Origin of the sequence: Streptomyces sp. NPDC126499 (genome assembly GCF_040302485.1) — a bacterium.
In the GTDB taxonomy this organism is placed as follows: domain Bacteria; phylum Actinomycetota; class Actinomycetes; order Streptomycetales; family Streptomycetaceae; genus Streptomyces.
Genome location: NZ_JBEOUO010000011.1, coordinates 100706 through 122453 on the forward strand (window position 1 = coordinate 100706; position 21748 = coordinate 122453).

A 21748-nucleotide genomic window follows, 5' to 3' on the forward strand; every position below is an offset into this window, starting at 1 on the left:
TCCGGTGAGCGCCGGAGGTGGTCAGGTGAGCACGGCAGGTGGTCCGGTGGGCGCCGCAGGTGGTCCGGTGGGCGCGCCCGACGTCCTGGAGCTGCGCTGCGCGGGGCGGCCGGTGGCCTCGTACACGACCCGGCCGGGTCTCTCGGCCCGGCACTCCCCCCGTCCCTTTCTGCACCCGGTGACGACCCTGGCGGGGGTGCCGGTCAGCGAGTTGCTGCCCGCCGACCATCCGCACCATCTGGGGGTGTCGGTCGCGGTGCCCGACGTGGGCGGTCACAACTTCTGGGGCGGGCGGACCTTCGTGCGCGGCCGGGGGCCGACCGAGCTCGACAACCACGGCGCCCAGCGGCACGAGGGCTTCGCCCGGTGCGCGCCGGACGGTTTCACCGAGCTGCTCAGCTGGACGGCCGGCGGCGGAGTTGTTCTTCGAGAGGAACGAATCCTGCGGCTGCGGGCGCTGACCCCCACGGCCTGGGCGCTCGACCTCGGCTTCGCGCTGACCGACGCGTCGGGGGCGGGGCTCTCGATCGGCAGCCCCGCGACCAACGGACGTCCGGGCGCCGCGTACGGCGGGTTCTTCTGGCGTGCCCCCAAGGAGGCGGCCCCGCCGGAGGTGTTCGGCGCGGCCGGGGACGGGGAGGCCGCCGTGCACGGGAGGCGCGGCGACTGGGTCGCGCTCGCCGGCGAGGGCTGGACGCTGGTGTTCGCCGGGGCGGACGAGGAGACCCGGCGTGATCCGTGGTTCGTCCGCGCCGCGGAGTATCCGGGCGTCGGATCCTCCCTCGCCCATCACCGTCGGCTCGATGTCCCGGCCGGTGGCACGGTGGTACGGCGGGTGGTCACCGTGGTGGCCGACGGCCGGCTCGACCGGGTGGCCGCCGCGGCCCTCGTCCGCGAGGCGGTGGCGTCATGACCGCTCCTTACGGGCAGCCGGAACCGCCGACCGGGGACCTGGGCGACGGGACCTACCGCAATCCGGTGCTCGCCGCCGACTGGTCCGATCCCGATGTGGTCCGGGTGGGCGACGACTTCTATCTGACCGCGTCCAGCTTCGGACGCGCCCCCGGCCTGCCGCTGCTGCACTCGCGCGACCTCGTCAACTGGACGCTCGTCGGGCACGCCCTCGACCGGCTGCGGCCGGAGGCGGCGTTCGCCGCGCCCCGGCACGACGCGGGGGTGTGGGCGCCGTCGCTGCGTCACCGCGACGGCCGGTTCTGGATCTTCTGGGGCGATCCCGACCACGGGATCTTCCAGGTGAACTCCCCTTCTGTACGGGGCCCGTGGAGCGAGCCGCACCTGGTGAAGGCGGGCCGGGGGCTGATCGACGCGTGCCCGCTGTGGGACGAGGAGACCGGCGAGGCGTATCTGGTGCACGCCTGGGCCAAGTCCCGCGCGGGGTTCAACAACCGGCTGACCGGACACCGGATGAGCCCGGACGGCACCCGGCTCCTGGACGCGGGCACGACGCTGGTCGACGCCGACCGGATCCCCGGCTGGTTCACCCTGGAGGGGCCCAAGCTGTACCGGCACGACGGCTGGTTCTGGATCCTCGCGCCGGCCGGGGGGGTGGCCACGGGCTGGCAGGGCGCCTTCCGGTCGCGGTCGTTCTTCGGCCCGTACGAAGAACGGGTGGTCCTGGCCCAGGGCGACACCCCGGTCAACGGCCCCCATCAGGGCGGCTGGGTGCGCACGGGGCGGGGCGAGGACTGGTTCCTGCACTTCCAGCAGCGCGGGGCGCACGGACGGGTGGTGCACCTCCAGCCGATGCGCTGGGACGGCGACGGCTGGCCGGTGCTCGGCCGCGACGGGGCACCCGTCCTGGTCCATCCGAAGCCGGACCTGCCGGAACAGCCCGTCTCGGCGCCTGTGTGCGACGACCGGTTCCCGGGCGGGCGGTTCGGGCGTCAGTGGCAGTGGACGGCCAACCCGGCGGCGGGCTGGACCGTCGGGCACGCCGGTGACGGGCTGCGCCTGACGTGCGGGCGCACCGAGCTCATCGACGATCTGCGGGCCCTGCCGTGGATCCTCACCCAGCGGATGCCGGCCCGGGCCTGCGCCGTGGAGGTGGTGCTCGCCCTGGACGCCCGGACGACGGCGCCCGGGGCCAGGGCCGGGCTCGTGGTCCTCGGTGACGCCTACAGCTGGATCGGGCTCGCCCGCGAGGGCGAGGGTGCGGTGCGGCTCGTGCACCGGTTCGCCCCGGCGAACGCCGACCGGGAACGGGACGCGGCGCCGTCGCTGCCCGCGCCCGGCGGCCGGGCCTCCCTGCGGATCGAACTGACCGCCGACGCCCGCTGCCGCTTCGCGGCGGACACCGGCGGGGGATTCGTTCCGCTCGGTCAGGAATTCGCCGCCACGCCCTGGCGGTGGGTCGGGGCGCTGCTCGGCCTGTTCGCCGCGGCGCCGCCCGGGGCCGGGCACGCCGGGACGGCCGAGTTCACCGCGTTCCGCATCACCCCGTAGCTCCCCGCTTCCCCCTCCCGCACCCCAGCCCCCACACCCGTACCCCTGCATCCACCGTATCCCCGCACGACCCGAGAGAAGAGAGCCGACGATGAACGTCTTCCGTGGCGGACGGTACAGAGCCGCCTGCGCCCTCGCCCTGACCACCGTGCTCGCGCTGACCGTCTCCGCCTGCGGCGACGACGGCAGCGGCGCCGCCGGCGACAAGGGCGGCGAGGGCTCGGGCAAGGGCGAGATCACCTTCTGGGACAACAACGGCGGTGTCCGCACCGACATCTGGAAGGAGATCATCGCCGACTTCGAGAAGGCGAACCCCGACATCAAGGTGAAGTACGTCGGGATCGCCTCCAAGGAGGTGCAGTCCAAATACGACACGGCCATCCAGGGCGGCGGCCTGCCCGACGTCGGCGGTGTCGGCGCCGCCATGCTGGCCGGGATCGCCGCGCAGAACGCCCTGGAGCCCCTGGACGCGCGGGTCGACGCGAGCCCGCTCAAGGGCAAGCTCAACGAGGGCATGGTCGAGAGCGTGAAGTCGGCCGGCGGCCAGGGGAAGCTGTTCACCGTCCCCACCTCCGCCAACAACGGCGTCCTGTACTACCGCACCGATCTGTTCGAGGCGGCCGGTCTGAAGGAGCCGTCCACCTGGTCGGCGTTCTACACGGCCGCCGAGAAGCTGACGGACCGGAAGAAGAACCGCTTCGGCTACACGATCCGCGGCGGTGCCGGCTCGGTCGCCCAGGCCCTGGACGCCATGTACGGCCAGAGCGGGATCACCAGTTTCTGGAAGGGCGACAAGACCACCGTCAACGACCCGGCGAACGTGGCGGCCCTGGAGAAGTACGCCGGGCTGTTCAAGCGGACGACCCCCGCCGCCGACGTCAACAACGACTTCACCAAGATGGTCGCGCAGTGGGACAGCGGCGAGATCGGCATGCTCAACCACAACCTGGGCTCCTACCAGGACCATGTGAAGGCACTCGGCACCGAGAAGTTCCGGGGCATCCCCAACCCGACCAAGGACGACGGCACGCGGGTGCAGGTCTCCAACCCGGTCGACGGCCTCGGCCTGTTCTCGTCCAGCAAGAACAAGGCGGCGGCCTGGAAGTTCATCGAGTACGCCGCCTCCCACGAGGCCAACAGCAAGTGGAACAAGTCGGCGGGCGCCATCCCGTCGAACACCGAGGCCGCGAAGGACGCCTGGATCCGGCAGTCCGAGCCGACCCGGCTCGCCGCCGAGGCCCTGTTCAGCGGAAAAACGGTGATCGTGCAGCTGCCGTACTACCTGCCGGACTGGAACACCATCTCCAAGGCCGACAACGAGCCCGCCTTCCAGAAGGTGCTGCTCGGCACGATGTCCGCGAAGGAGTTCCTCGACGACCTCGCCGAGCAGCTGAACGAGGCACAGGCCGAGTGGAAGAGCCTGGGCCGGTGACCGTGACCCGCCGCGGTCTGCTGGCGGCCGGGGCGGGCCTCGCGCTCGCCCCGGCCGGGGCAGCGGCCGCCGCCGCAGCCCCGAGGGGGACCCGCATGCGCACCCTGTACGTGGCCGGCGACTCCACCGCCGCGCGGAAGTACGCCGATGCCGCGCCCGAGACCGGCTGGGGCATGGCGCTCCCGTTCTTCCTGCACCGGGACGTCACGGTGGCCAACCACGCCGTCAACGGCCGCAGCACGAAGAGCTTCCTCGCCGAGGGGCGGCTGGAGCCGATCCTGGAGGCCGTACGGCCCGGGGACGTGCTGATCGTCCAGTTCGGCCACAACGACCAGAAGACCACGGACCCGGCGCGCGGCACCGACCCGTGGACGACCTACCAGGAGAACCTGCGGGTCTTCGTGACCGGCGCCCGCGAGCGCGGGGCGCTGCCGGTGATCGCGACCTCGGTGGAGCGGCGCCGGTTCGACGCCGCCGGGACGGCGCAGCGCACCCTCGGCGCGTACCCGGCGGCGATGCGGGCGGTGGCGCGGGAGGACGACGTGCCGCTGCTCGACCTGGAGGCGCTGTCCCTGGCGCTGTGGCAGGAGCTGGGACCGGAGGCGACGAAGACGTACTTCAACTGGACGCCGGCCGAGCAGGACAACACGCACTTCAACCCGCCGGGCGCGATCGAGGTGGCCCGGCTGGTGGCGGGCGAGCTGCTGCGCACCGGGGTGCTGGCGCCGCGCGAGACGCGCCGGCTGGACGACGCGATACCCGCCGGGTGGATCACCTGGCCCGATTCGGAGGAGAGCTGAGCATGGGTCACGAGCGGAGAACGCGGGGAGTGCCGGGAACGCGGACGACCGGCGGGACGCGGGGCACGCGGCGTACGGGGAAGGCGTGGGCGGCGGGCGCGGTCGCGCTGGCCGCGGCGGTCGCCGGACCGGTGCCGGTCGCCCAGGCCGGGCAGGCCGGGCAGGCCGGGCAGGCCGCGCACGCACCCCAGGCCGGACAGGTCGCCCGGACCGGACCGAGCGCGCAGGCCGGGCAGGGCGCGCAGACCGGACAGGGCGCGCAGACCGACACGACCGGACAGGCCGGGCACACCGGGTCCTCCCCCGAGCGGGCCGTGCTCGGTGCCGGGGACGGCTGGGCCTCGGAGGGCACGGGGACGACCGGCGGCTCGGCGGCCGTCGCGTCCCGGGTCTTCACGGTCACCACCTGGGAGGAGTTCCGGGCCGCGCTCGCCGTGCCGGGCACGGAGCCGCGGATCGTCCGGGTGGTGGGAACGCTGGACGCGACGGCCGCGGGCTGCTCGGCGTTCGAGGAGCCCGGCTACGACTTCGGCGCCTATCTCGCCGCCTACGACCCGAAGGTGTGGGGCTACGACAAGGAGGTCAGCGGCCCGCAGGAGGACCTGCGGGCGGCGTCGGCGGCCCGCCAGGGCCAGGCGGTCAAGGTGAAGGTGCCCGCCAACACCACCGTCGTCGGGGTCGGGCGCTCCGCCGGGATCACCGGTGGCAGCCTGCAGATCACCGGCGTGGACAACGTCATCGTCCGCAACCTCACCCTGGAGAGCCCGCTGGACTGTTTCCCGCAGTGGGATCCGACGGACGGGGCGACGGGGGCGTGGAACTCCGAGTACGACAGCATGGTCGTGTACGGCTCCACGCACGTGTGGATCGACCACAACACGTTCACCGACGGGGCCCACCCGGACTCCTCCCTGCCGTCGTACTACGGGGAGCTGTACCAGCAGCACGACGGCGAGCTGGACATCGTGCGGGGCGCGGACCTCGTGACGGCCTCGTGGAACGTGTTCGCCGACCACGACAAGACGCTGATGATCGGCAACAGCGACAGCGCGGCCGCCACGGACCGGGGGAAGCTGCGGGTCACCCTGCACCACAACCTCTTCAAGAACGTGGTCGAGCGGGCGCCGCGGGTCCGGTTCGGCAAGGTCGACGCGTACAACAACCACTTCGTGGTGCCGGGTCCGCCGTACGCGTACTCCCTCGGGATCGGGCAGGAGTCGCAGCTGGTCGCGGAGAAGAACGCGTTCACGCTCGCCGAGGGGGTCCCGGCCGGGCGGATCCTGAAGAAGTGGAAGGACGCCCCGGTCACCACGTCCGGGAACCTCGTCAACGGGCGGGCGGTCGATCTGCTCGCCGTGCACAACGCGGAGTTCCCGGGTGAGGTGCTGCGCGCGGACGCGGGCTGGACGCCCACGCTGCGCGCCCGGGTCGACCGGCCCCAGGCGCTGCCGGGTCTGATCGGCCACCGCGCGGGCGCGGGCCGCACCCTACGCTGAGCCTTGGCCTGACCTGGCCTGGCCTGGCCTGACCTGACCTGACCTGGCCTGACCTGGCCTGACCTGGCCTGAGCTCTGATCCTGGGGCCGGGCCTGGGCTGAGCTCCGCCTCTGCGCTGAGCCCCACCCCTCCCGTACGGCCCTGGCCCGAGCCCCGCCCTTCCCGTACTGCCGGTGCGGCGCCGTCTGCCTCCTGTCGCGGCGGCCCCGCACCGGCCCTCCACTCCCCCTGCCCTTCTCTCTCGCGAGGAGCCTCCCCATGCCTTCGTTCAGCCGCCGTGCCCTGCTCAGCGCGGGTGCCGGCGCGGCGCTCGTCCTCGCCGTGCCCGCCGCGGCGCGCGCCCAGGAGCGGCGCCGTCCCTTCGGCCGGTTCGGCTCGCCCTCGGCGCGGCTCACCGCGCGCACGCTGTTCGTGCACCCGGGCGGCCTCGGTGACCACCGCTCCGTCCAGGCGGCGGTGTCGGCCGCGGGCGGCCCCGGCTGGACGCTGGTCCTGGCGCCCGGCACGTACCGCGAGACCGTCGCGGTGAGCGCCGCTCGTGCGGACATGACGTGGATCGGGGCGAGCGAGGACGCCCGGGACGTCGTGGTGGTCTTCGACAACGCGGCCGGCACGCTCCGCCCGGACGGGACGCCGTACGGCACGACCGGTTCGGCGACCACCACCGTGCAGGCCGACGGGTTCAGCGCCCACTGGGTCACCTTCGCCAACGACTTCCTGCGCAGCGACCTGCCCGGCAGCAGCGGGACGCAGGCGGTGGCGCTGAAGGTGCAGGGCGACCGGTCGGCGTTCCGGCACTGCCGGTTCCTCGGCCACCAGGACACCCTGTACGCCGACTCGATGGCGTTGTCCCACGTCGCCCGGCAGTACTTCGCCCACTGCCACGTCGAGGGCGACGTCGACTTCGTCTTCGGCCGGGCGACGGCGGTCTTCGAGCACTGCCGGTTCCACACGCTGCTGCGGGAGGACCGGACGGACGCGCCGCTGGGCTTCGTCTTCGCGCCGTCGACCGCGCGCACCACCCCGTACGGCTTCCTGGCGTCCCGCTGCCGGGTGACGAGCGAGGCTCCGGACGGTTTCTACAAGCTGGCGCGGCCGTGGGTGCGGGCTCGGACCCGACGGCCTGGCCGTCCCTGGTCGTCCGCGACAGCGTGCTCGGGCCGGGGATCGACGCGGTCGCCCCGTACGCGCACATGCGTGAGGCCCACCCGTGGCAGCGGCAGCGGTTCGCCGAGTACCGCAACACCGGCCCGGGCGCGGAGGTGTCGGTCCCGGAGAACCGGCCGCAGCTGACGGCCGGGCAGGCCGCGGCGGCGACCCGGACGGCGTATCTCGGTGACTGGGACCCGCGCGGCGCTCTCCACCTCTGACGCCCGGTACGCGGGACCGGGACCCGCGCGGCGCCCTCCGCCCCTGACGCCCGGTACGCGGGCTGTCGGTCAGCCGGCGAACGGCGTGGCCGGCAGCCCCTCTCCGATGTCCGGGAGGACGAGCAGGGAGCCGGCGAGCGGTTCGGGGTCGGCGAGGCCGGTGCGGGCGGTCGTGACGTACAGGTCGCGCAGCCCGGGGCCGCCGAAGGCGCAGGCGGTCGGCCGGCGCACCGGCAGCGCAAGGGTGCGGTCGAGCGTGCCGGCGGGGGTGTAGCGGTGGAGCCGGCCGCCGTCCCAGAGGGCTACCCAGACGCAGCCCTCGGCGTCCACGGTGAGGCCGTCGGGGAAGCCGGCGTCCGGTGCGACGGTCGCGAAGGGGCGTCGTTCGACGACGCGGCCGTCCTCGACGCGGAGGGTGTCGATCCGGCGGGTGGGGCTGTCGATGTAGTACGCGAGCCGGTGGTCGGGGCTCCAGCCGATGCCGTTGCTGACGCTCACTCCGGTCAGGAGCGGGCTGGTGCTGCCGTCGGGGGCGACGCGGCGGAGGTCGCCGCCGCCCTCGCGTTCGTCGTAGCGCATGGTGCCGGCCCACAGGCTGCCGTCGGGGGCGACGGCGGCGTCGTTGCCGCGGCGGCCGGGCACGGGGTCGTGCCACAGCCAGGCGAAGGTGCCGTCGGGGTCGTAGCGGCCGACGCCGTCCCTGAGGTTGACGACGAGTCCGCCGCCGGCGCGGGGTTTCGCGGCGCCGACGTGCTGGCCGACGTCCGTCACGTGGTCGGCGCCGGTCGTCGGGTCGTGGTGGTGGACGCGGGAGGCGAGGATGTCGACCCAGATCAGCCGGGCACCGGCCGGATCCCAGGTGGGGCCCTCGCCGAGGGCGGCGTCCGTCCGCACGGCGACCTCGGGGGCCGGCGGCCTCATCGCCGGGCCGTCCGGTGGCCGAGGCGCAGGGACAGGTCGGCGGCGCCCCGGGCGGCGAGCGTGGTGAGTTCGGTCTCGCGCTCCTCGCTCCAGCGGATCACGGGGACGGAGATGGACAGGGCGGCGACGACCCGCCCGGAGCCGTCCCGTACGGGGGCGGCGACACAGGACACGTCGGGGTTGGACTCGCGGTGCTCGGTGGCGGTGCCGCGGGCGCGGACGGCGGCGAGTTCGGCGCGCAGGGCGGCGGGGTCGGTGATGCTGTTCGGGGTCATGGCGGCGAGTTCGCGGCCGTCGATCCGGGCGTCGAGCTCTGCCTCGGGCAGGGCGGCGAGCAGCATCTTGCCGACGGAGGTGCAGTGGGCGGGGAGGCGGCGGCCGGCGGCGGAGACCATGCGGACGGCGTGGGTGGAGTCGACCTTGGCGATGTAGATGACGTCCAGGTCCTCCAGGACGGCGACGTGGACGGTCTCGTCGCAGGTCTCGGCGATCTCCTGGGCGACGCGCCGTCCTTCGGCGGCGAGGTCGAGCTGTTCGGCGTAGCGGCTGCCGAGCTGGTGGGTGCGGACGCCGAGGCGGTAGCGGCCGGGCTGCTCCGGCACGAGGGCCAGGTAGTGGCGGGCCGCGAGGGTGGTGAGCAGTTCGTGGGTGGTGGTGCGCGGGAGTCCGAGCTTGCGGGTGATCTCCGGGGCGGAGAGGGTGTCGTCGCTCTGGAGGAACAGTTCGAGTATGTCGAATGCCCTGGTCACCGCCGGTACGAGACGCCCCATGGCCGTCCACCCGCCCCTCTGTCCGTTCGATATCCCGACCGTTGGTCGGTATGACGAACTTAGGCTAACCAGGCGGGGGTTCGCGGGCAATGGCCGCGCGGACCATTGACACCCGGGAGACGGCTGCGTACGGTCGCGCCACCATTTCGAACGCGTGACGATATCTCGAACATATCGCATCACTCGAACATCAGGGAGCATCTGCCGTGCGCATCACGGGAATCACCACCCATGTCGTCGGAACGCCCTGGAGGAACCTCACCTACGTCCTCGTCCACACGGACGAGGGCCTGACCGGAGTCGGCGAGACCCGGATGCTCGGCCACACCGACGCGCTGATCGGCTACCTGCGCGAGGCCGAGGCCAACCACATCGCAGGATCGGACCCGTTCGCGGTCGAGGACCTGGTCCGGCGGATGAAGTACGGGGACTACGGCCGGGCCGGCGAGATCGTCATGTCCGGCATCGCCGTGATCGAGACGGCCTGCTGGGACATCAAGGGCAAGGCCCTCGGCGTGCCCGTGTGGCAGCTGCTCGGCGGACAGGTGACCGACCGCGTCAAGGCGTACGCCAACGGCTGGTACACCACCGAGCGCACCCCGGAGGCCTACCACAAGGCGGCCCAGGAGGTGGTCGCGCGCGGCTACCGGGCCCTGAAGATCGACCCGTTCGGCAACGGCCACCTCGAACTGGACGCCGAGCGCTCCCGGTACGCGGTCTCCCTGATCGAGGCGGTCCGCGACGCCATCGGCCCGGACACCGAGCTGATGCTGGAGATGCACGGGCGCTTCTCCCCCGCCACGGCCGTACGGCTCGCCCGCGAGCTGGCCCCGTTCCGGCCGGCCTGGCTGGAGGAGCCGGTGCCGCCGGAGAACCTCAAGGCGCTGAAGAAGGTCGCCGACAAGGTGGACCTGCCGATCGCGACCGGGGAGCGGATCCACGACCGGATCGAGTTCCGCGAGCTCTTCGAGTCCCAGGCGGCGGACATCATCCAGCCCGACCTCGGGCACATCGGCGGCATCCTGGAGACCCGCAAGCTCGCCGCCACCGCCGAGACCCACTACGTCATGGTCGCCCCGCACAACGTGGGCGGTTCGGTGCTCACCGCCGCCTCCCTGCAACTGGCCGCCTGCACCCCGAACTTCAAGATCCTGGAGCACTTCAACGACTTCGCCGACGCGGAGATCACCGGGATCGTGCGGGGCGCGCCCCGGGTCGACCCGGAGACCGGCTGCTTCGAGATCTCGCACGCCCCGGGCCTCGGCGTCGAGCTGGACGTGGACGCCGCCGCCGAATTCCCGCAGCAGCGCGCCCACTTCGACCTGTGGGCCGAGGGCTGGGAGCGGAGGGCCCCGAAGTGAGCGGCGGCACCAGGACGTCCCCGGCCGCGGGGCCGGTGCCGGGTTATTCGACTCCGGGCCCGGGTTCGACGCCGGGCCCGGGTTCGACGCCGGGCCTGCATCCGGCACCGGCACCAGGACCGGATTCGGCACCGGGCCGGGATTCGGCACCGGGACCGCATTCGGCGCCGGACTCCGATGCGGCGCCGGCACCGGGCCCGGCCGTCAGCCGCGCGGTCCTCGTCCCCGAGCCCGGCCGACACCTCCTGGTGACGCGCCCGGTGCCCGAACCGGGTCCGGGCGAGGTGCGACTGCGGGTGGCCGCCGCCGGCATCTGCCTGAGCGACCGCGAGCTGTACGAGGGACACCGCGCCCCCGGCTACGTCCGCTACCCGGTCGTGCCCGGCCACGAGTGGTCGGGCACCGTCGAGGCGGTGGGCCCCGGCGGTGACCCGGCGCTCGTCGGCCGCAAGGCCGTCGCCGAGGGCTTCCGCAGCTGCGGCGACTGCGAGCGGTGCCGATGCGGGGAGACCAGCCTGTGCACCGGCGGGTACGCGGAGACCGGGTTCACCGAGCCCGGCGCCTTCGCCGACCACGTGGTCGTGCCCGCCCGGCTGCTCCACCTCCTGCCCGACGGGTCCGATCTGCGCGCCGCCGCGCTGCTCGAACCGGCCGCCGTGGTCTCCGCCGCCGTACGGGCCGGCCGGCCGCGGCCCGGCGAGCGGATCGCGGTCGTCGGCGCCGGCACCCTCGGCCTGCTCGCCGTCCAGCTGCTCGCCGCCTCCTCGCCCGCCGCGCTGGCCGTGGTCGAGCCCCGGGCGGCCCGCGGGGAGCAGGCGCTGCGGCAGGGCGCGACCGAGCTGCTGGTCCCTGGCGAGGCGGAGCGGGCGGCGCACGGCCGCTTCGACCTGGTGGTGGAGACGGCCGGCGCCCCGACCACGGCCGCGTCCTCGTGCCTGCTCGCCCGCAGGGGCGGACGGGTGGTGCTCACCGGGATGTTCGCGGAGGGGGCCGTCGGCATCGACCCGGTCCACCTCTCGGTCAGCCAGCTTCAGGTGCGCAGCGTCTTCGGGGCGTCGTCCGCCGACTGGGCCGGGGCGGTGGCCGCCTTCGGCGACGGTCTGCTCGATCCGGCGGCGCTGATCAGCCACGAGTTCCCGCTGGAGCGGTTCGCGGAGGCCCTGGCCCTGGTGGGCGGCGGCGATCCGGGGACCGGCAAGGTGCTGCTGCGCCCCTGAGGGGGCGGCACCGGCCGCGTACGACCGTGGACCGTGGTCGACCGACACCCGCGTACGGCCGCGTACCGCCGTGGGCGACCGACACCCGCGTACAGCCGGTGCCCCTGGGCGACCGACACCCCCGTGCAGCCGTACGCCGTGGGCCGGTGCCTCCTCGTCGCCCCACTCGCGAACAACGTCCGACATATCGAACAGAAGGGTCCTCCCGTGACCGCTCTGCCCGCACCACCGCGTCGGCCCGGCGCCGCCGCACTCGCCCGGATCGGCCATCCCGTCCCCGCGGCCGAGACCGCCGACACTTCCCCGCACACCTTCCCCGACGGCGGCACCTGGCGCACGGAGATCCCGTCCGTCGAGGGCCCCGAAGCGCTCGCCGAGGTCCTGAAGGAGAGCACCCGGCTCGACGTGCCGGTGCACCGGATCAGCCAGGGCAGCGGCGTGTGGATGCTCACCGACGACGAGATCACCGAGATGGTGGACGCCTGCGCCGAACGCTCCGTGGAGCTCTGCCTGTTCACGGGGCCGCGCGGCACCTGGGACATCGGTGCCGCCACCCGCACCGACTCCGGCGGGGCCGGGCTGCGGGCCCGCGGCCACGACGGCCTCGCCGGGTGCGTGGAGGACGCCGTCCGCGCCACGGAGCTCGGCGTGCGCTGTCTGCTGGTCGCCGACGAGGGCGTGCTGTGGACGCTGCACCGGCTGCGGACGGAGGGAGTGCTGCCCGCCGACACCACGTTCAAGGTGTCCGCGCTGATCGGCCCGGTCAACCCGGCCTCGTACGCGCTGTACGAGCGGCTCGGCGCCGACTCGCTCAACGTGCCCTCCGACCTCGCGCTCGCCCATCTCACGGAGATCCGGCGGGTCAGCCGCGCGCCGATGGACCTCTATGTGGAGGCACCGGACGATCTCGGCGGCTACGTCCGCATGTACGAGACGGCCGAGCTGATCCGGCGCGGCGCGCCGCTCTACCTGAAGTTCGGCCTGAGCCGGGCGGCCGGCATCTACCCGTACGGCGCCCATCTGCGCGAGCACGCCCTCGCCACCGCGCGCGAGCGGGTGCGGCGCGGGCGGCTCGTCCTCGACCTGCTGGCCCGGCACGGCGCCGGCGGCGGCATGTCGCCGCTCGGCTCCCGGCTGCCCGGCGAGCTCCGCCGATTCCCCGCGACCGAAGGGAACTGATCCATGCGCACCCGTACGCTGCGCGCCGCCGCGGCCGCCGCCCTGTTCACCACGCTGCTCGCCGGCTGCGGCCAGGAGGCCCGGGGCGGCAGCCGCTACCAGCCCGACAAGGGCAAGGGCGGCACGATCGGCCTCGCCCTGCCGACCAAGGCGTCGGAGCGCTGGATCGCCGACGGCGAGAACATGGCGGAGCAGTTCCGCAAGGCCGGCTACCAGACCGACCTGCAGTACGGCGACGACAAGGTCGAGAACCAGATCGCCCAGATCGAGAACATGATCACCAAGGGCCGGCGGCTCCTGGTGATCGCCGCGATCGACGGCGCGGCCCTCACCGACGTGCTCCGGCGCGCCCACGACGCCGGCATCCCCGTGATCTCCTACGACCGGCTCATCATGGGTACCGAGCACGTCGACTACTACGCCTCCTTCGACAACGAGCGGGTCGGGGAGCTCCAGGCCCGCTACATCGTCGACAAGCTGCGGCTCGGCGCCCCGGCGCGGACCGGCACGAAGCCGTACGACATCGAGCTGTTCGCAGGTTCCCCGGACGACAACAACACCCGCTACTTCTGGAACGGCGCCATGAAGGTGCTCCAGCCGTACCTGGACAGCGGGCAGCTCGTCGTGCGCAGCGGGCAGACCCGGATGAACCAGGCGACCACCCTGCGCTGGGACGGCGGCACCGCGCAGCGCCGGATGGACGACCTGATCAGCAAGAACTACGGCGCCGAGAGCGTCGACGCGGTCCTCTCCCCGTACGACGGGATCTCGATCGGCATCATCTCCGCCCTGCGGAGCGCCGGTTACGGCACGCCGGGGCACCCGCTGCCCGTGGTCACCGGGCAGGACGCCGAACTCGCCTCGGTCAAGTCGATCATGCGCGGGGAGCAGACCCAGACCGTCTTCAAGGACACCCGCAAGCTCGCCGCCCGGGCGGTCGCCATGGGCGACGCCGTCCTGAACGGCCGGGAGCCGGAGGTCAACAACGTGAAGGACTACGACAACGGGAAGAAGACCGTCCCGGCGTACCTGCTGGACCCGGTCAGCATCGACCGGACCAACACCCAGCTCCTGGTCCGCGAGGGCTACTTCACCGCGGGACAGCTCTCATGAGCCGGCCGCCGGTGCTGGAGATGCGGTCGATCACCAAGACCTTCCCCGGGGTGCGGGCGCTCGACGGGGTGGAGCTGACCGTCCGGCCGGGCGAGATCCACGCCCTGTGCGGGGAGAACGGGGCGGGCAAGTCCACGCTGATGAAGGTGCTCAGCGGGGTCCATCCGCACGGCTCCTACGAGGGCGAGATCCTTTTCGACGGCAGGCCGCTCGCGCTGCGTGACATCCGGGACGGCGAACGCCACGGGATCGTGATCATCCATCAGGAGTTGGCGCTGGTCCCGCATCTGTCGATCGCCGAGAACCTCTTCCTGGGCAACGAGCGCGCCCGGCGCGGGATCGTCGACTGGCCCGGGACGCTGCGCGAGGCGGGCCGGCTGCTGCGGCGCGTCGGGCTGCGCGAGCATCCGGGCACGCCGGTGTCCGAACTGGGCGTCGGAGGGCAGCAGTTGGTGGAGATCGCGAAGGCGCTCGCCAAGGAGGTGAAGCTGCTCATCCTCGACGAGCCGACGGCCGCCCTCAACGACGCCGACAGCGCGGCCCTGCTCGGACTCGTCCTGGAGCTGCGCTCCCAGGGCATCGCCTGTGTCGTCATCTCGCACAAGCTGGGTGAGATCCGGCGCGTCGCCGACACCGTGACGGTGCTCCGTGACGGCCGGACGGTCGAGACGCTCACGGTCCGCGCGACGCCCGACGCCGCGCCGGACGTCTCCGAGGACCGGATCATCCGGGGCATGGTCGGGCGGGCCCTCGACCGGCGCTTCCCCGAGCGGACCCCGTACACGGGCGCGGACGCGGGACGGGAGGCGCTGCGGGTGCGCGGCTGGACGGTCCGTCACCCTCTCGACCGGCGGCGCACCGTCGTCGACGACGTGTCGCTGACGGTGGGCCGGGGCGAGATCGTGGGGATCGCGGGGCTGATGGGAGCGGGCCGTACCGAGCTCGCGATGTCGCTGTTCGGGCGCTCCTACGGGCGGTACACGGCCGGCACGGTGGCGGTCGACGGCCGGGAGACCAGCACGGCGAGCGTGCCGGAGGCGATCGCGGCGGGTCTCGCCTATGTGACCGAGGACCGCAAGCGGTACGGCCTGAACCTGGTCGACACGGTGCACCGCAACATCTCGCTCGCCTCGCTGCACCGGATGACGCGGCGCGGAAGGGTGGACGAGCACCGGGAGCGGCGGGTCGCCGAGGACTTCCGCACCGGGCTGAACATCAAGACGCCCACCGTCCTGGAGGAGGTCGGCCGGCTGTCCGGCGGCAACCAGCAGAAGGTGGTCCTCGGGCGGTGGATCCACGCCGACCCGAAGGTGCTCATCCTCGACGAGCCGACCCGCGGTGTCGACGTGGGCGCCAAGTACGAGATCTACACGGTGATCGACCGGCTCGCCGCCGAGGGGCGGGCGGTGCTGCTCATCTCCTCGGAGCTGCCGGAGCTCCTCGGCATGTGCGACCGGATCTACACGATGGCCGAGGGCCGGCTGACCGCCGAGGTCGCCCGCGCGGAGGCCACCCAGGAAACCCTGATGCGCCATATGACCCTGAGCGGAAGCTGAGGCCCCGACATGACGACCACGACCCCTTCCGCGCAAGGCACCCCCGTCGGGCGGCCGGACCGCCCGTCCGCGGGCGCGCTGCTCGTCGCCGGGCTGCGGGCGAACATGCGCCAGTACGGCATGCTCGTCGCGCTCGCCTTCCTCGTCGTGCTGTTCCAGATATGGACCGACGGCACGCTGCTGCTGCCGAACAACGTCTCCAACCTGATCCAGCAGAACAGCTACATCCTCATCCTTGCCATGGGCATGATGATCGTGATCGTGGCCGGTCACATCGACCTGTCCGTGGGCTCGCTGGCCGCGTTCGTCGGCGCGCTCGCCGCGGTCCTCATGGTCCGCCATGACATGCCCTGGGTGCTCGCCCTGCTGCTTTCGCTGCTCGTGGGGGCGGCCGCGGGTGCCTGGCAGGGATACTTCATCGCGTATCTCGGCATCCCGTCGTTCATCGTGACGCTCGCCGGGATGCTGCTGTTCCGCGGTCTCACCCAGATCTTCCTGGAGGGCCGTTCGCTCGCCCCGTTCCCCGAGGGCTTCCAGAACATCGCCAAGGGCTTCCTGCCCGAGATGGGCCCCTACACGCAGTACCACAACCCCACGCTGCTGCTCGGCCTCCTCGCGGTCGTGGCGCTGCTGGTGCGCGAGGCGCGCGACCGCAGGCGGCGGGCGGAGTACGAGCTGGACCCGCTGCCGACCGGTCTGTGGGTGCTCAAGTGCGTGGCGATCACGGCGGCCGTCGTCGCCTTCACCCTCACCCTCGCGAGCTTCCACGGCGTGCCGGTGGTCCTTCTCGTGATGTGCGTGCTGCTGGTCGGCCTCGGCTATGTGATGCGCAACGCGGTCATCGGCCGGCACGTGTACGCGCTGGGCGGCAACAAGGCCGCGGCGAAGCTGTCCGGCGTGAAGGACCGCCGGGTCACCTTCCTGGTGTTCGTGAACATGGGGGTGCTCGCGGCGCTCGCCGGCTGCGTCTACGCGGCCCGGCTCAACGCCGGCACGCCGCAGGCCGGACTCACCTTCGAACTGGAGGCGATCGCGGCCGCGTTCATCGGCGGGGCGTCGATGAGCGGCGGCATCGGCAAGGTGACCGGCGCCGTGATCGGCGGTCTGGTCCTCGGCGTCCTCAACAACGGCATGTCGCTGGTCGGTGTCGGCACCGACTACCAGCAGGTCATCAAGGGCCTGGTGCTGCTCGCGGCGGTCGGCTTCGACGTCTGGAACAAGCGCCGGGCGGGCCGCTAGAAGCCCCGCCGGACGGGCTCCTCGGCGGGCCAGGCCCCACGGCCCACCAGGTCGAGGACGAGGGCGGCAATGTTCCAGGCGTCGTCCTCGCCCCGGTGGTGACGTCCCTCCAGCGGCAGCCCGGCGATCTTCAGGGCGCCCGCCATGCCGGGGCGCTTCCGCAGCCCGTACGCCTCGGTGAACACGGCCTTGGCGTTGGTGTGGCCGCGCTCGGCGGGGCGGCCGAACGGGTAGGGCGTCCCGGTGGCCCGGCACTGCCCGTCGAACTGCTTGCGGTCGTAGTCGCCCCAGCTGGCCCAGGGGCGCCGCCTGGCGTCGTGCTCGTCGGCGAGGATCCGGCAGGCCTCGGCGAAGGTGACGCCGGTCGCGACGTCCGCCGGGGTGAGGCCGGTGAGTTCGGTACAGAAGGCGCTGACCTCGGATCGGGCGGGCCGTACCAGGATTCCGTGCCGGGCGACGCGGCGGCGGGCCGTGAGGTCGACGACGGTGAGGCCGATCTCGATGATCTCGCTCACCGCGCCGGGCGGGGGCTGCCCGTCCCAGCAGGTGGCCTCGACGTCGATGACGTTCATCAGGGCGGGTCCGCTGTCCATGGCGGAAGGCTAGGGACACGGGCGGGCCGGGGGCATCCGAATTTCACGACCCGGTCCTCGCCGGCGCGCAGGTCGAGCGGGCGTGCTCCGTCGGGTGTGCGCAGGCCGAGGCGTACGGTGCGGTCCGGGCGGAGGACGGCGGTGCCGCCCCGGGGGGACCAGGCGAGGTCGACGGTGGCGCCGAACCGGGTGCGGATGCCGGTCAGCCGGCCGGAGGGGAGGGCGGCGAGAGGTGCGGGCAGCAGCACCAGGCGGCCCGGGGAGGACTGGAGGAGCGTCTCGACGACGAGGGCGGGCAGGGTGTGGGCGGCGTCGGCGTTGTAGACGTCGAGGTCGGGATAGTGCGCGCTCATCAGCGAGGCGTGGAAGTAGCGGCCGGTCAGCAGCCGGTGCAGGGCGGCGCCGACGCGCTCCGGGTCCCGCAGCCGGGCGGCGATCAGGCCCTGGTGGAGGTGGCCGTGGGCGGAGGAGTTCTCGGCGCCGCGCAGGGCGAGGGCGCGGTGGGCGGCCCGGGCCAGGGCGGGGGTGTCGTAGGGGTTGATCTCGTCGTGGGGCCACACGGCGTACAGGTGGCTGAGGTGGCGGTGGTCGTAGCGGTCGCCGAGGCCGGGCGCGGCCCATTCGGCGAGGGCCCCGTCGGCGTTGATCCGGTAAGCGGGCAGCCGGCCCGCGAGGGCGCGCCACCGGTCGGCGCGGGGCCCGGGGTGGTGGTCGGCGGCGGTCAGCAGGGCGTGGCGGGCGGCGGTGAGGTCCATGGTGGCGTCCACGGCGGCCCAGCCACCGCCCACGGGCCGGTTCTCCGGGGAGTACGAGGGGACGACGGCGAGCCGCCCGCCCGGCCCGGTCTCGACGAGGAAGTCCTCGTAGAACAGGGCGACTTCGGCGAGGACGGCGGTGACCTCGGGGTCGCGGACACCGTGGGTCTCGGCGTGGTCGACGAGCGGTTTGAGCAGCCAGTCGGCGCCCGCGGTCCATACGTGCAGCGGGTATTCCCGGCTGAAGTGGTAGGCGTGTCCCGAGACGCCGTCGGTGTGGGCGGGTGCCACGACGCCGCGGGTGCCGAAGACCTCCCGGGCGTTGTCGCGCCAGTCGTCGAGCTGTCCCAGGATCAGGTCGCGCAGGGCGCCGGTCGCTTCGGGCAGGTCGGCGGCGACGGCGGAGGCGGTCTGCAGGCCGAGGTTGGCGTCGTGGGTGAAGGCGCCTGACCAGGCGGTGTCCCAGTCGCCGGTCCACAGACCGGTGAGCCGGGGCGGCAGCAGCCCGGCGGAGGAGAGCAGGTGGTGGCGGCCGGCGGCGAAGAGCCGTTCGAGCAGGGCGGGGCTGCCGGGGTGGCGCAGCAGCTCGGAGCCGGGCAGGGCGCGTTCCTCCGCGGGCGCGTCGAGGTCGAGCGTGACGCGCCGGTAGGCGGTGCGGTGCAGGGCGAGATGGCGGTCGAGCAGCCGGGCGTGGGTGGCGGCGGGCGTGCCGCGCGGCAGGGCGGCGAGCGCCGCCACCGCGCCGTCGAGGCCGGGGCGTCCGTCGTGCGGGATCACCCTCGTCAGCAGCAGGAGCTCCCGGGCGCCCTCGCAGCGTACGCCCGTCGGGCCGGGCGTGAGCGTGCCACGGTCGGCGAGCGCGAGGGTGAGTCCGGTGTAGCCGCTGCCGGCGCCGTGGCCGCCGTAGCCGGCGCGCAGGGTGAGCAGGGCGCCGTACGGGGTGCGGTGGACGTCGTGGGCGACGGTGAGGTCGGCGGGGGCGCCGGGGAGGCGGTGGTCGAGGCGCAGCTCGGTCCGCTCCCCCGGCACCGTGATCCGCTGGACGAGGACGTCGTCGGCGCGGGAGACGAAGACGTCGCTGCGGCGCGGGCCGTGGGTCGCGGTCACCACGCCGGTGGCGAAGTCGACGGCGCGCCGGTACGGGCCGCGGGCGGGCCCGGCGGGGGTGGTGAGGCGGGTCTGGAAGGCGGGGTGGAAGGGGCGCGGACGGAGCAGCGGCCGGCCGTCGGTGAAGGTGTCGCCGGCGTCCGGTTCCCCGGCGAGGAGGCGGTCCCGGAGTGCGGGGAGCCGGTCGGCGAGGCGTGGGGGCCGGGTGTCCCCGGGGGCGTGGACGGGGCGGACGAGGAGGTGGTGGGTGACGATCACGCGGTCGTCGGCGGGGTCGCCGTACACGAGGGCGCCGTGGTGTCCGTTGCCCGCGAGGAAGGCGTCCTCCCAGCGGGCGGCGGGGGTCGGTTCCCAGGTCCCGTGGGTCACGCGCGCTCCTTGAGGACGGCGGCGCCGTGGCGGCCGAGGCGCAGGGAGCCTTCGACGGGCGTGCCGGTGAGCAGGTCGTCGTAGCGGCCCGGCAGGCGGACGACGGTCTCCGCGCGGCCGTGGTGGAGGAGGAACAGCAGCTCGCCGCGGCGGACCGCCTCGACGTCGTCGGGGAGTCCGTCGAGGGCGGGGCGGACGCCGGCGGTGCGGGCCGCGGCGGCGAGGAGGCCGCGCAGGGCGGCCGGTTCGGGGAGGGTGGACAGGTACCGGGCGCGGCCGTTGCGGAGCACGGCGGGCCGGCCGTCGAGCTCGCCCCCCCGGTAGGCGGCGAGCGTCTCGGTGCCCGGGGCGGCCCGCAGCTCCTCGGACCAGACGCTGCCGCGGAACTCCCCGCAGTCGACCCGCTCGCCCTCGTCCAGCGGCCACCACTCCTCGACGAGGTCGATGCCGAGGAGGGCGCGGAGCCGGGCGTCCATGCCGCCGGGGCGCACCCGGTCGTCCTGGTCGGCGACGCCGGTGAAGAAGCCGCAGACGAGGTGGCCGCCGCCGTGGACGTAGCGGACGAGGTTGTCGACGGCGGTGTCGTCGAGGAGGTAGAGGTGGGGCAGGACGACGAGCCGGTACGGGGTGAGGTCGTCGGCCGGGTGGGCGAAGGCGGCCGTGAGGTGTTCCTCCCACAGGGCGCGGTGCCAGGCCCGTACGGTCTCGGCGTGGTCGAGGAGGGCGGAGGGCCTGCCGTCCTGCGCTCCCGCCCACCAGGAGTGCCAGTCGTGGAGGACGGCGACGTCGGCGCGGGTGCGGCTGCCTTCGACCTCGGGGCCGAGGCGGGCGAGGTCGGCGCCGATCCGGGTGATCTCGCGGAAGCCCCGGGCGCGCTCGCCGGGGTGGCCGATCATGCCGGAGTGGAACTTCTCGGCGCCCTGGCGGGACTGGCGCCACTGGAAGTAGCAGACGGCGTCGGCGCCGTGGGCGACGGCCTGGAGGGACCAGAGCCGGCCGAGGCCGGGCGGCTTGGGGTGGTTGACGCCCCGCCAGTTGACGGCGCCGGCGGCCTGTTCCATCAGCATCCAGGGGCCTCCGCCGGCCTGGGAGCGGGTGAGGTCGCCGATCATGGCGTTGTACTGGCCGCCGAGGGGGTCCTTGGGGTCGGGGTAGACGTCGACCGAGACCAGGTCCTCCTCGCGGGCCCAGCGCCAGCCGTCCTGGCCGGCGAAGAAGGGCATGAAGTTGGTGGTGACCGGCAGGTGGGGGGTGTGGCGGCGGACGATGTCCCGTTCGGCGCGGTAGCACTCCAGGAGCAGGTCGGAGGTGTAGCGGCGGAAGTCGAGGACGTGGGCGGGGTTCTTGAGGTAGTGGGCGCGGCGGGGCGGCAGGATCTCCTCCCAGTCGCCGTAGTGCTGGCTCCAGAAGGCGGTGCCCCAGGCCTCGTTGAGGGCGTCGAGGGTGTCGTAGCGCTCGCGCAGCCAGCGGCGGAAGGTGGCGGCGGCCTGGTCGCCGTAGTCGTGGGTGCAGTACTCGTTGTTGATGTGCCACATGGTGAGCGCGGGGTGGCCGGCGTAGCGGGCGGCGAGGTCCTCGGTGATCGCGGCGGCGTGGCGCCGGTAGACGGCGCTGGAGTGGGAGAAGTGCTGGCGGGAGCCCCACCATTCGGTGCGGCCGTCCTCGTCCCTGGGCAGGGTCTCGGGGTGGAGGCGGCCCATCCAGGGCGGCGGGGAGGAGGTGGGGGTGGCGAGGACGACGCCGATGCCGTGGGCGTGCAGGAGGTCCATCAGCCGGTCGAGCCAGCCGAAGTCGCGGGCGCCTGGGGCGGGTTCGATGCGGGCCCAGGAGAAGACGCCGACGGTGACGGAGTTGACGCCGGCCTCCTTCATGAGGCGGACGTCGTCGAGCCAGGTCTCCTCGGGCCATTGCTCGGGGTTGTAGTCGCCGCCGAAGAGGATGCGGCCGCGGGTGACGTCGGACAGTCCTGGCACGGATCGGTTTCCTCTCGGAGAGAAACGAATGCG

The 21748-nt window shown here is 73.6% G+C and carries 16 protein-coding genes and 1 pseudogene; 12 read left to right on the top strand and 5 right to left on the bottom strand.

The genetic code is table 11. From position 1 onward, the window contains the following. Nucleotides 1-67: 67 nt before the first annotated feature. From ABTZ91_RS18555 to ABTZ91_RS18580, 6 genes and pseudogenes are all read left to right on the top strand, one after another. Nucleotides 68-913 carry a PmoA family protein gene (locus ABTZ91_RS18555; protein WP_352078359.1) on the top strand — a complete coding sequence of 282 codons (846 nt, stop codon included), beginning with the start codon at nt 68-70 and terminating at the stop codon, nt 911-913. Beyond that, complete coding sequence (locus ABTZ91_RS18560; protein ID WP_352078236.1) at nt 910-2463, top strand: family 43 glycosylhydrolase; 1554 nt, start codon at nt 910-912, stop codon at nt 2461-2463. The genes ABTZ91_RS18555 and ABTZ91_RS18560 overlap by 4 nt, the downstream gene beginning before the upstream one ends. A gap of 91 nt (nt 2464-2554) precedes the next feature. Beyond that, nucleotides 2555-3895, top strand: a complete 1341-nt coding sequence (locus ABTZ91_RS18565) for a sugar ABC transporter substrate-binding protein (RefSeq protein WP_352078237.1) — start codon at nt 2555-2557, stop codon at nt 3893-3895. Next, complete coding sequence (locus tag ABTZ91_RS18570; protein ID WP_352078238.1) at nt 3892-4695, top strand: rhamnogalacturonan acetylesterase; 804 nt, start codon at nt 3892-3894, stop codon at nt 4693-4695. Before ABTZ91_RS18565 ends, ABTZ91_RS18570 begins: the two co-directional genes overlap by 4 nt. Before the next feature lie 2 nt (nt 4696-4697). Beyond that, nucleotides 4698-6191 carry a polysaccharide lyase family 1 protein gene (locus ABTZ91_RS18575; RefSeq protein WP_352078239.1) on the top strand — a complete coding sequence of 498 codons (1494 nt, stop codon included), beginning with the start codon at nt 4698-4700 and terminating at the stop codon, nt 6189-6191. A gap of 259 nt (nt 6192-6450) precedes the next feature. Beyond that, nucleotides 6451-7562: pseudogene (locus ABTZ91_RS18580) on the top strand (pectinesterase family protein). A gap of 69 nt (nt 7563-7631) precedes the next feature. Here the strand turns inward: ABTZ91_RS18580 and ABTZ91_RS18585 are convergent. Beyond that, the gene (locus ABTZ91_RS18585; RefSeq protein WP_352078240.1) at nt 7632-8483 is read right to left on the bottom strand and encodes an SMP-30/gluconolactonase/LRE family protein; all 852 of its coding nucleotides are present in this window, start codon (nt 8481-8483) and stop codon (nt 7632-7634) included. Then, nucleotides 8480-9253: an IclR family transcriptional regulator gene (locus ABTZ91_RS18590; protein WP_352078241.1), complete on the bottom strand. Its 774-nt coding sequence runs from the start codon at nt 9251-9253 to the stop codon at nt 8480-8482. The genes ABTZ91_RS18585 and ABTZ91_RS18590 overlap by 4 nt, the downstream gene beginning before the upstream one ends. Before the next feature lie 206 nt (nt 9254-9459). Between ABTZ91_RS18590 and ABTZ91_RS18595 the strand changes: the two genes are divergently transcribed. The 6 genes from ABTZ91_RS18595 to mmsB all read left to right on the top strand — a co-directional run bounded on the left by ABTZ91_RS18595 (nt 9460) and on the right by mmsB (nt 16918). After that, nucleotides 9460-10614, top strand: coding sequence for a mandelate racemase/muconate lactonizing enzyme family protein (locus tag ABTZ91_RS18595; RefSeq protein ID WP_352078242.1), 1155 nt, complete (start codon nt 9460-9462; stop codon nt 10612-10614). 260 nt (nt 10615-10874) lie between these two features. Further along, complete coding sequence (locus tag ABTZ91_RS18600; protein WP_352078243.1) at nt 10875-11831, top strand: alcohol dehydrogenase catalytic domain-containing protein; 957 nt, start codon at nt 10875-10877, stop codon at nt 11829-11831. Nucleotides 11832-12038: 207 nt separating this feature from the next. After that, nucleotides 12039-13010, top strand: coding sequence for a hypothetical protein (locus ABTZ91_RS18605; RefSeq protein WP_407077979.1), 972 nt, complete (start codon nt 12039-12041; stop codon nt 13008-13010). A gap of 3 nt (nt 13011-13013) precedes the next feature. Beyond that, a complete protein-coding gene (gene chvE / locus ABTZ91_RS18610; protein WP_352078244.1) occupies nt 13014-14123 on the top strand; it encodes a multiple monosaccharide ABC transporter substrate-binding protein in 1110 nt (369 codons plus the stop codon). Further along, the gene (mmsA, locus tag ABTZ91_RS18615; protein ID WP_352078245.1) at nt 14120-15679 is read left to right on the top strand and encodes a multiple monosaccharide ABC transporter ATP-binding protein; all 1560 of its coding nucleotides are present in this window, start codon (nt 14120-14122) and stop codon (nt 15677-15679) included. The genes chvE and mmsA overlap by 4 nt, the downstream gene beginning before the upstream one ends. Nucleotides 15680-15688: 9 nt before the next feature. After that, on the top strand, nt 15689-16918 hold the full coding sequence (mmsB, locus tag ABTZ91_RS18620) for a multiple monosaccharide ABC transporter permease (protein ID WP_352078246.1): 1230 nt from the start codon (nt 15689-15691) through the stop codon (nt 16916-16918). On the opposite strand, the gene ABTZ91_RS18625 is transcribed toward mmsB, so the two are convergent. The 3 genes from ABTZ91_RS18625 to ABTZ91_RS18635 are packed head-to-tail and all read right to left on the bottom strand — an operon-like array spanning nt 16915 to nt 21715. After that, nucleotides 16915-17511: a 3'-5' exonuclease gene (locus ABTZ91_RS18625; protein ID WP_352078247.1), complete on the bottom strand. Its 597-nt coding sequence runs from the start codon at nt 17509-17511 to the stop codon at nt 16915-16917. The two genes, mmsB and ABTZ91_RS18625, sit on opposite strands and share 4 nt — an antisense overlap. Next, on the bottom strand, nt 17490-19742 hold the full coding sequence (locus tag ABTZ91_RS18630; RefSeq protein WP_352078248.1) for a glycosyl hydrolase family 95 catalytic domain-containing protein: 2253 nt from the start codon (nt 19740-19742) through the stop codon (nt 17490-17492). Before ABTZ91_RS18630 ends, ABTZ91_RS18625 begins: the two co-directional genes overlap by 22 nt. After that, entirely contained in the window at nt 19739-21715 is a 1977-nt protein-coding gene (locus tag ABTZ91_RS18635; protein WP_352078249.1) for a beta-galactosidase, read from the bottom strand. The genes ABTZ91_RS18630 and ABTZ91_RS18635 overlap by 4 nt, the downstream gene beginning before the upstream one ends. Between the last annotated feature and the right edge of the window lie 33 nt (nt 21716-21748).

Excerpts from the sequence above, each read along its gene's own strand:
- ABTZ91_RS18560 (WP_352078236.1), top strand. The coding sequence starts at position 910 with ATGACCGCTCCTTACGGGCAGCCGGAACCGCCGACCGGGGACCTGGGC.
- ABTZ91_RS18585 (WP_352078240.1), bottom strand. The coding sequence starts at position 8,483 with ATGAGGCCGCCGGCCCCCGAGGTCGCCGTGCGGACGGACGCCGCCCTC.
- ABTZ91_RS18565 (WP_352078237.1), top strand. The coding sequence starts at position 2,555 with ATGAACGTCTTCCGTGGCGGACGGTACAGAGCCGCCTGCGCCCTCGCC.
- ABTZ91_RS18625 (WP_352078247.1), bottom strand. The coding sequence starts at position 17,511 with ATGGACAGCGGACCCGCCCTGATGAACGTCATCGACGTCGAGGCCACC.
- mmsA (WP_352078245.1), top strand. The coding sequence starts at position 14,120 with ATGAGCCGGCCGCCGGTGCTGGAGATGCGGTCGATCACCAAGACCTTC.
- ABTZ91_RS18575 (WP_352078239.1), top strand. The coding sequence starts at position 4,698 with ATGGGTCACGAGCGGAGAACGCGGGGAGTGCCGGGAACGCGGACGACC.
- mmsB (WP_352078246.1), top strand. The coding sequence starts at position 15,689 with ATGACGACCACGACCCCTTCCGCGCAAGGCACCCCCGTCGGGCGGCCG.
- ABTZ91_RS18590 (WP_352078241.1), bottom strand. The coding sequence starts at position 9,253 with ATGGGGCGTCTCGTACCGGCGGTGACCAGGGCATTCGACATACTCGAA.
- chvE (WP_352078244.1), top strand. The coding sequence starts at position 13,014 with ATGCGCACCCGTACGCTGCGCGCCGCCGCGGCCGCCGCCCTGTTCACC.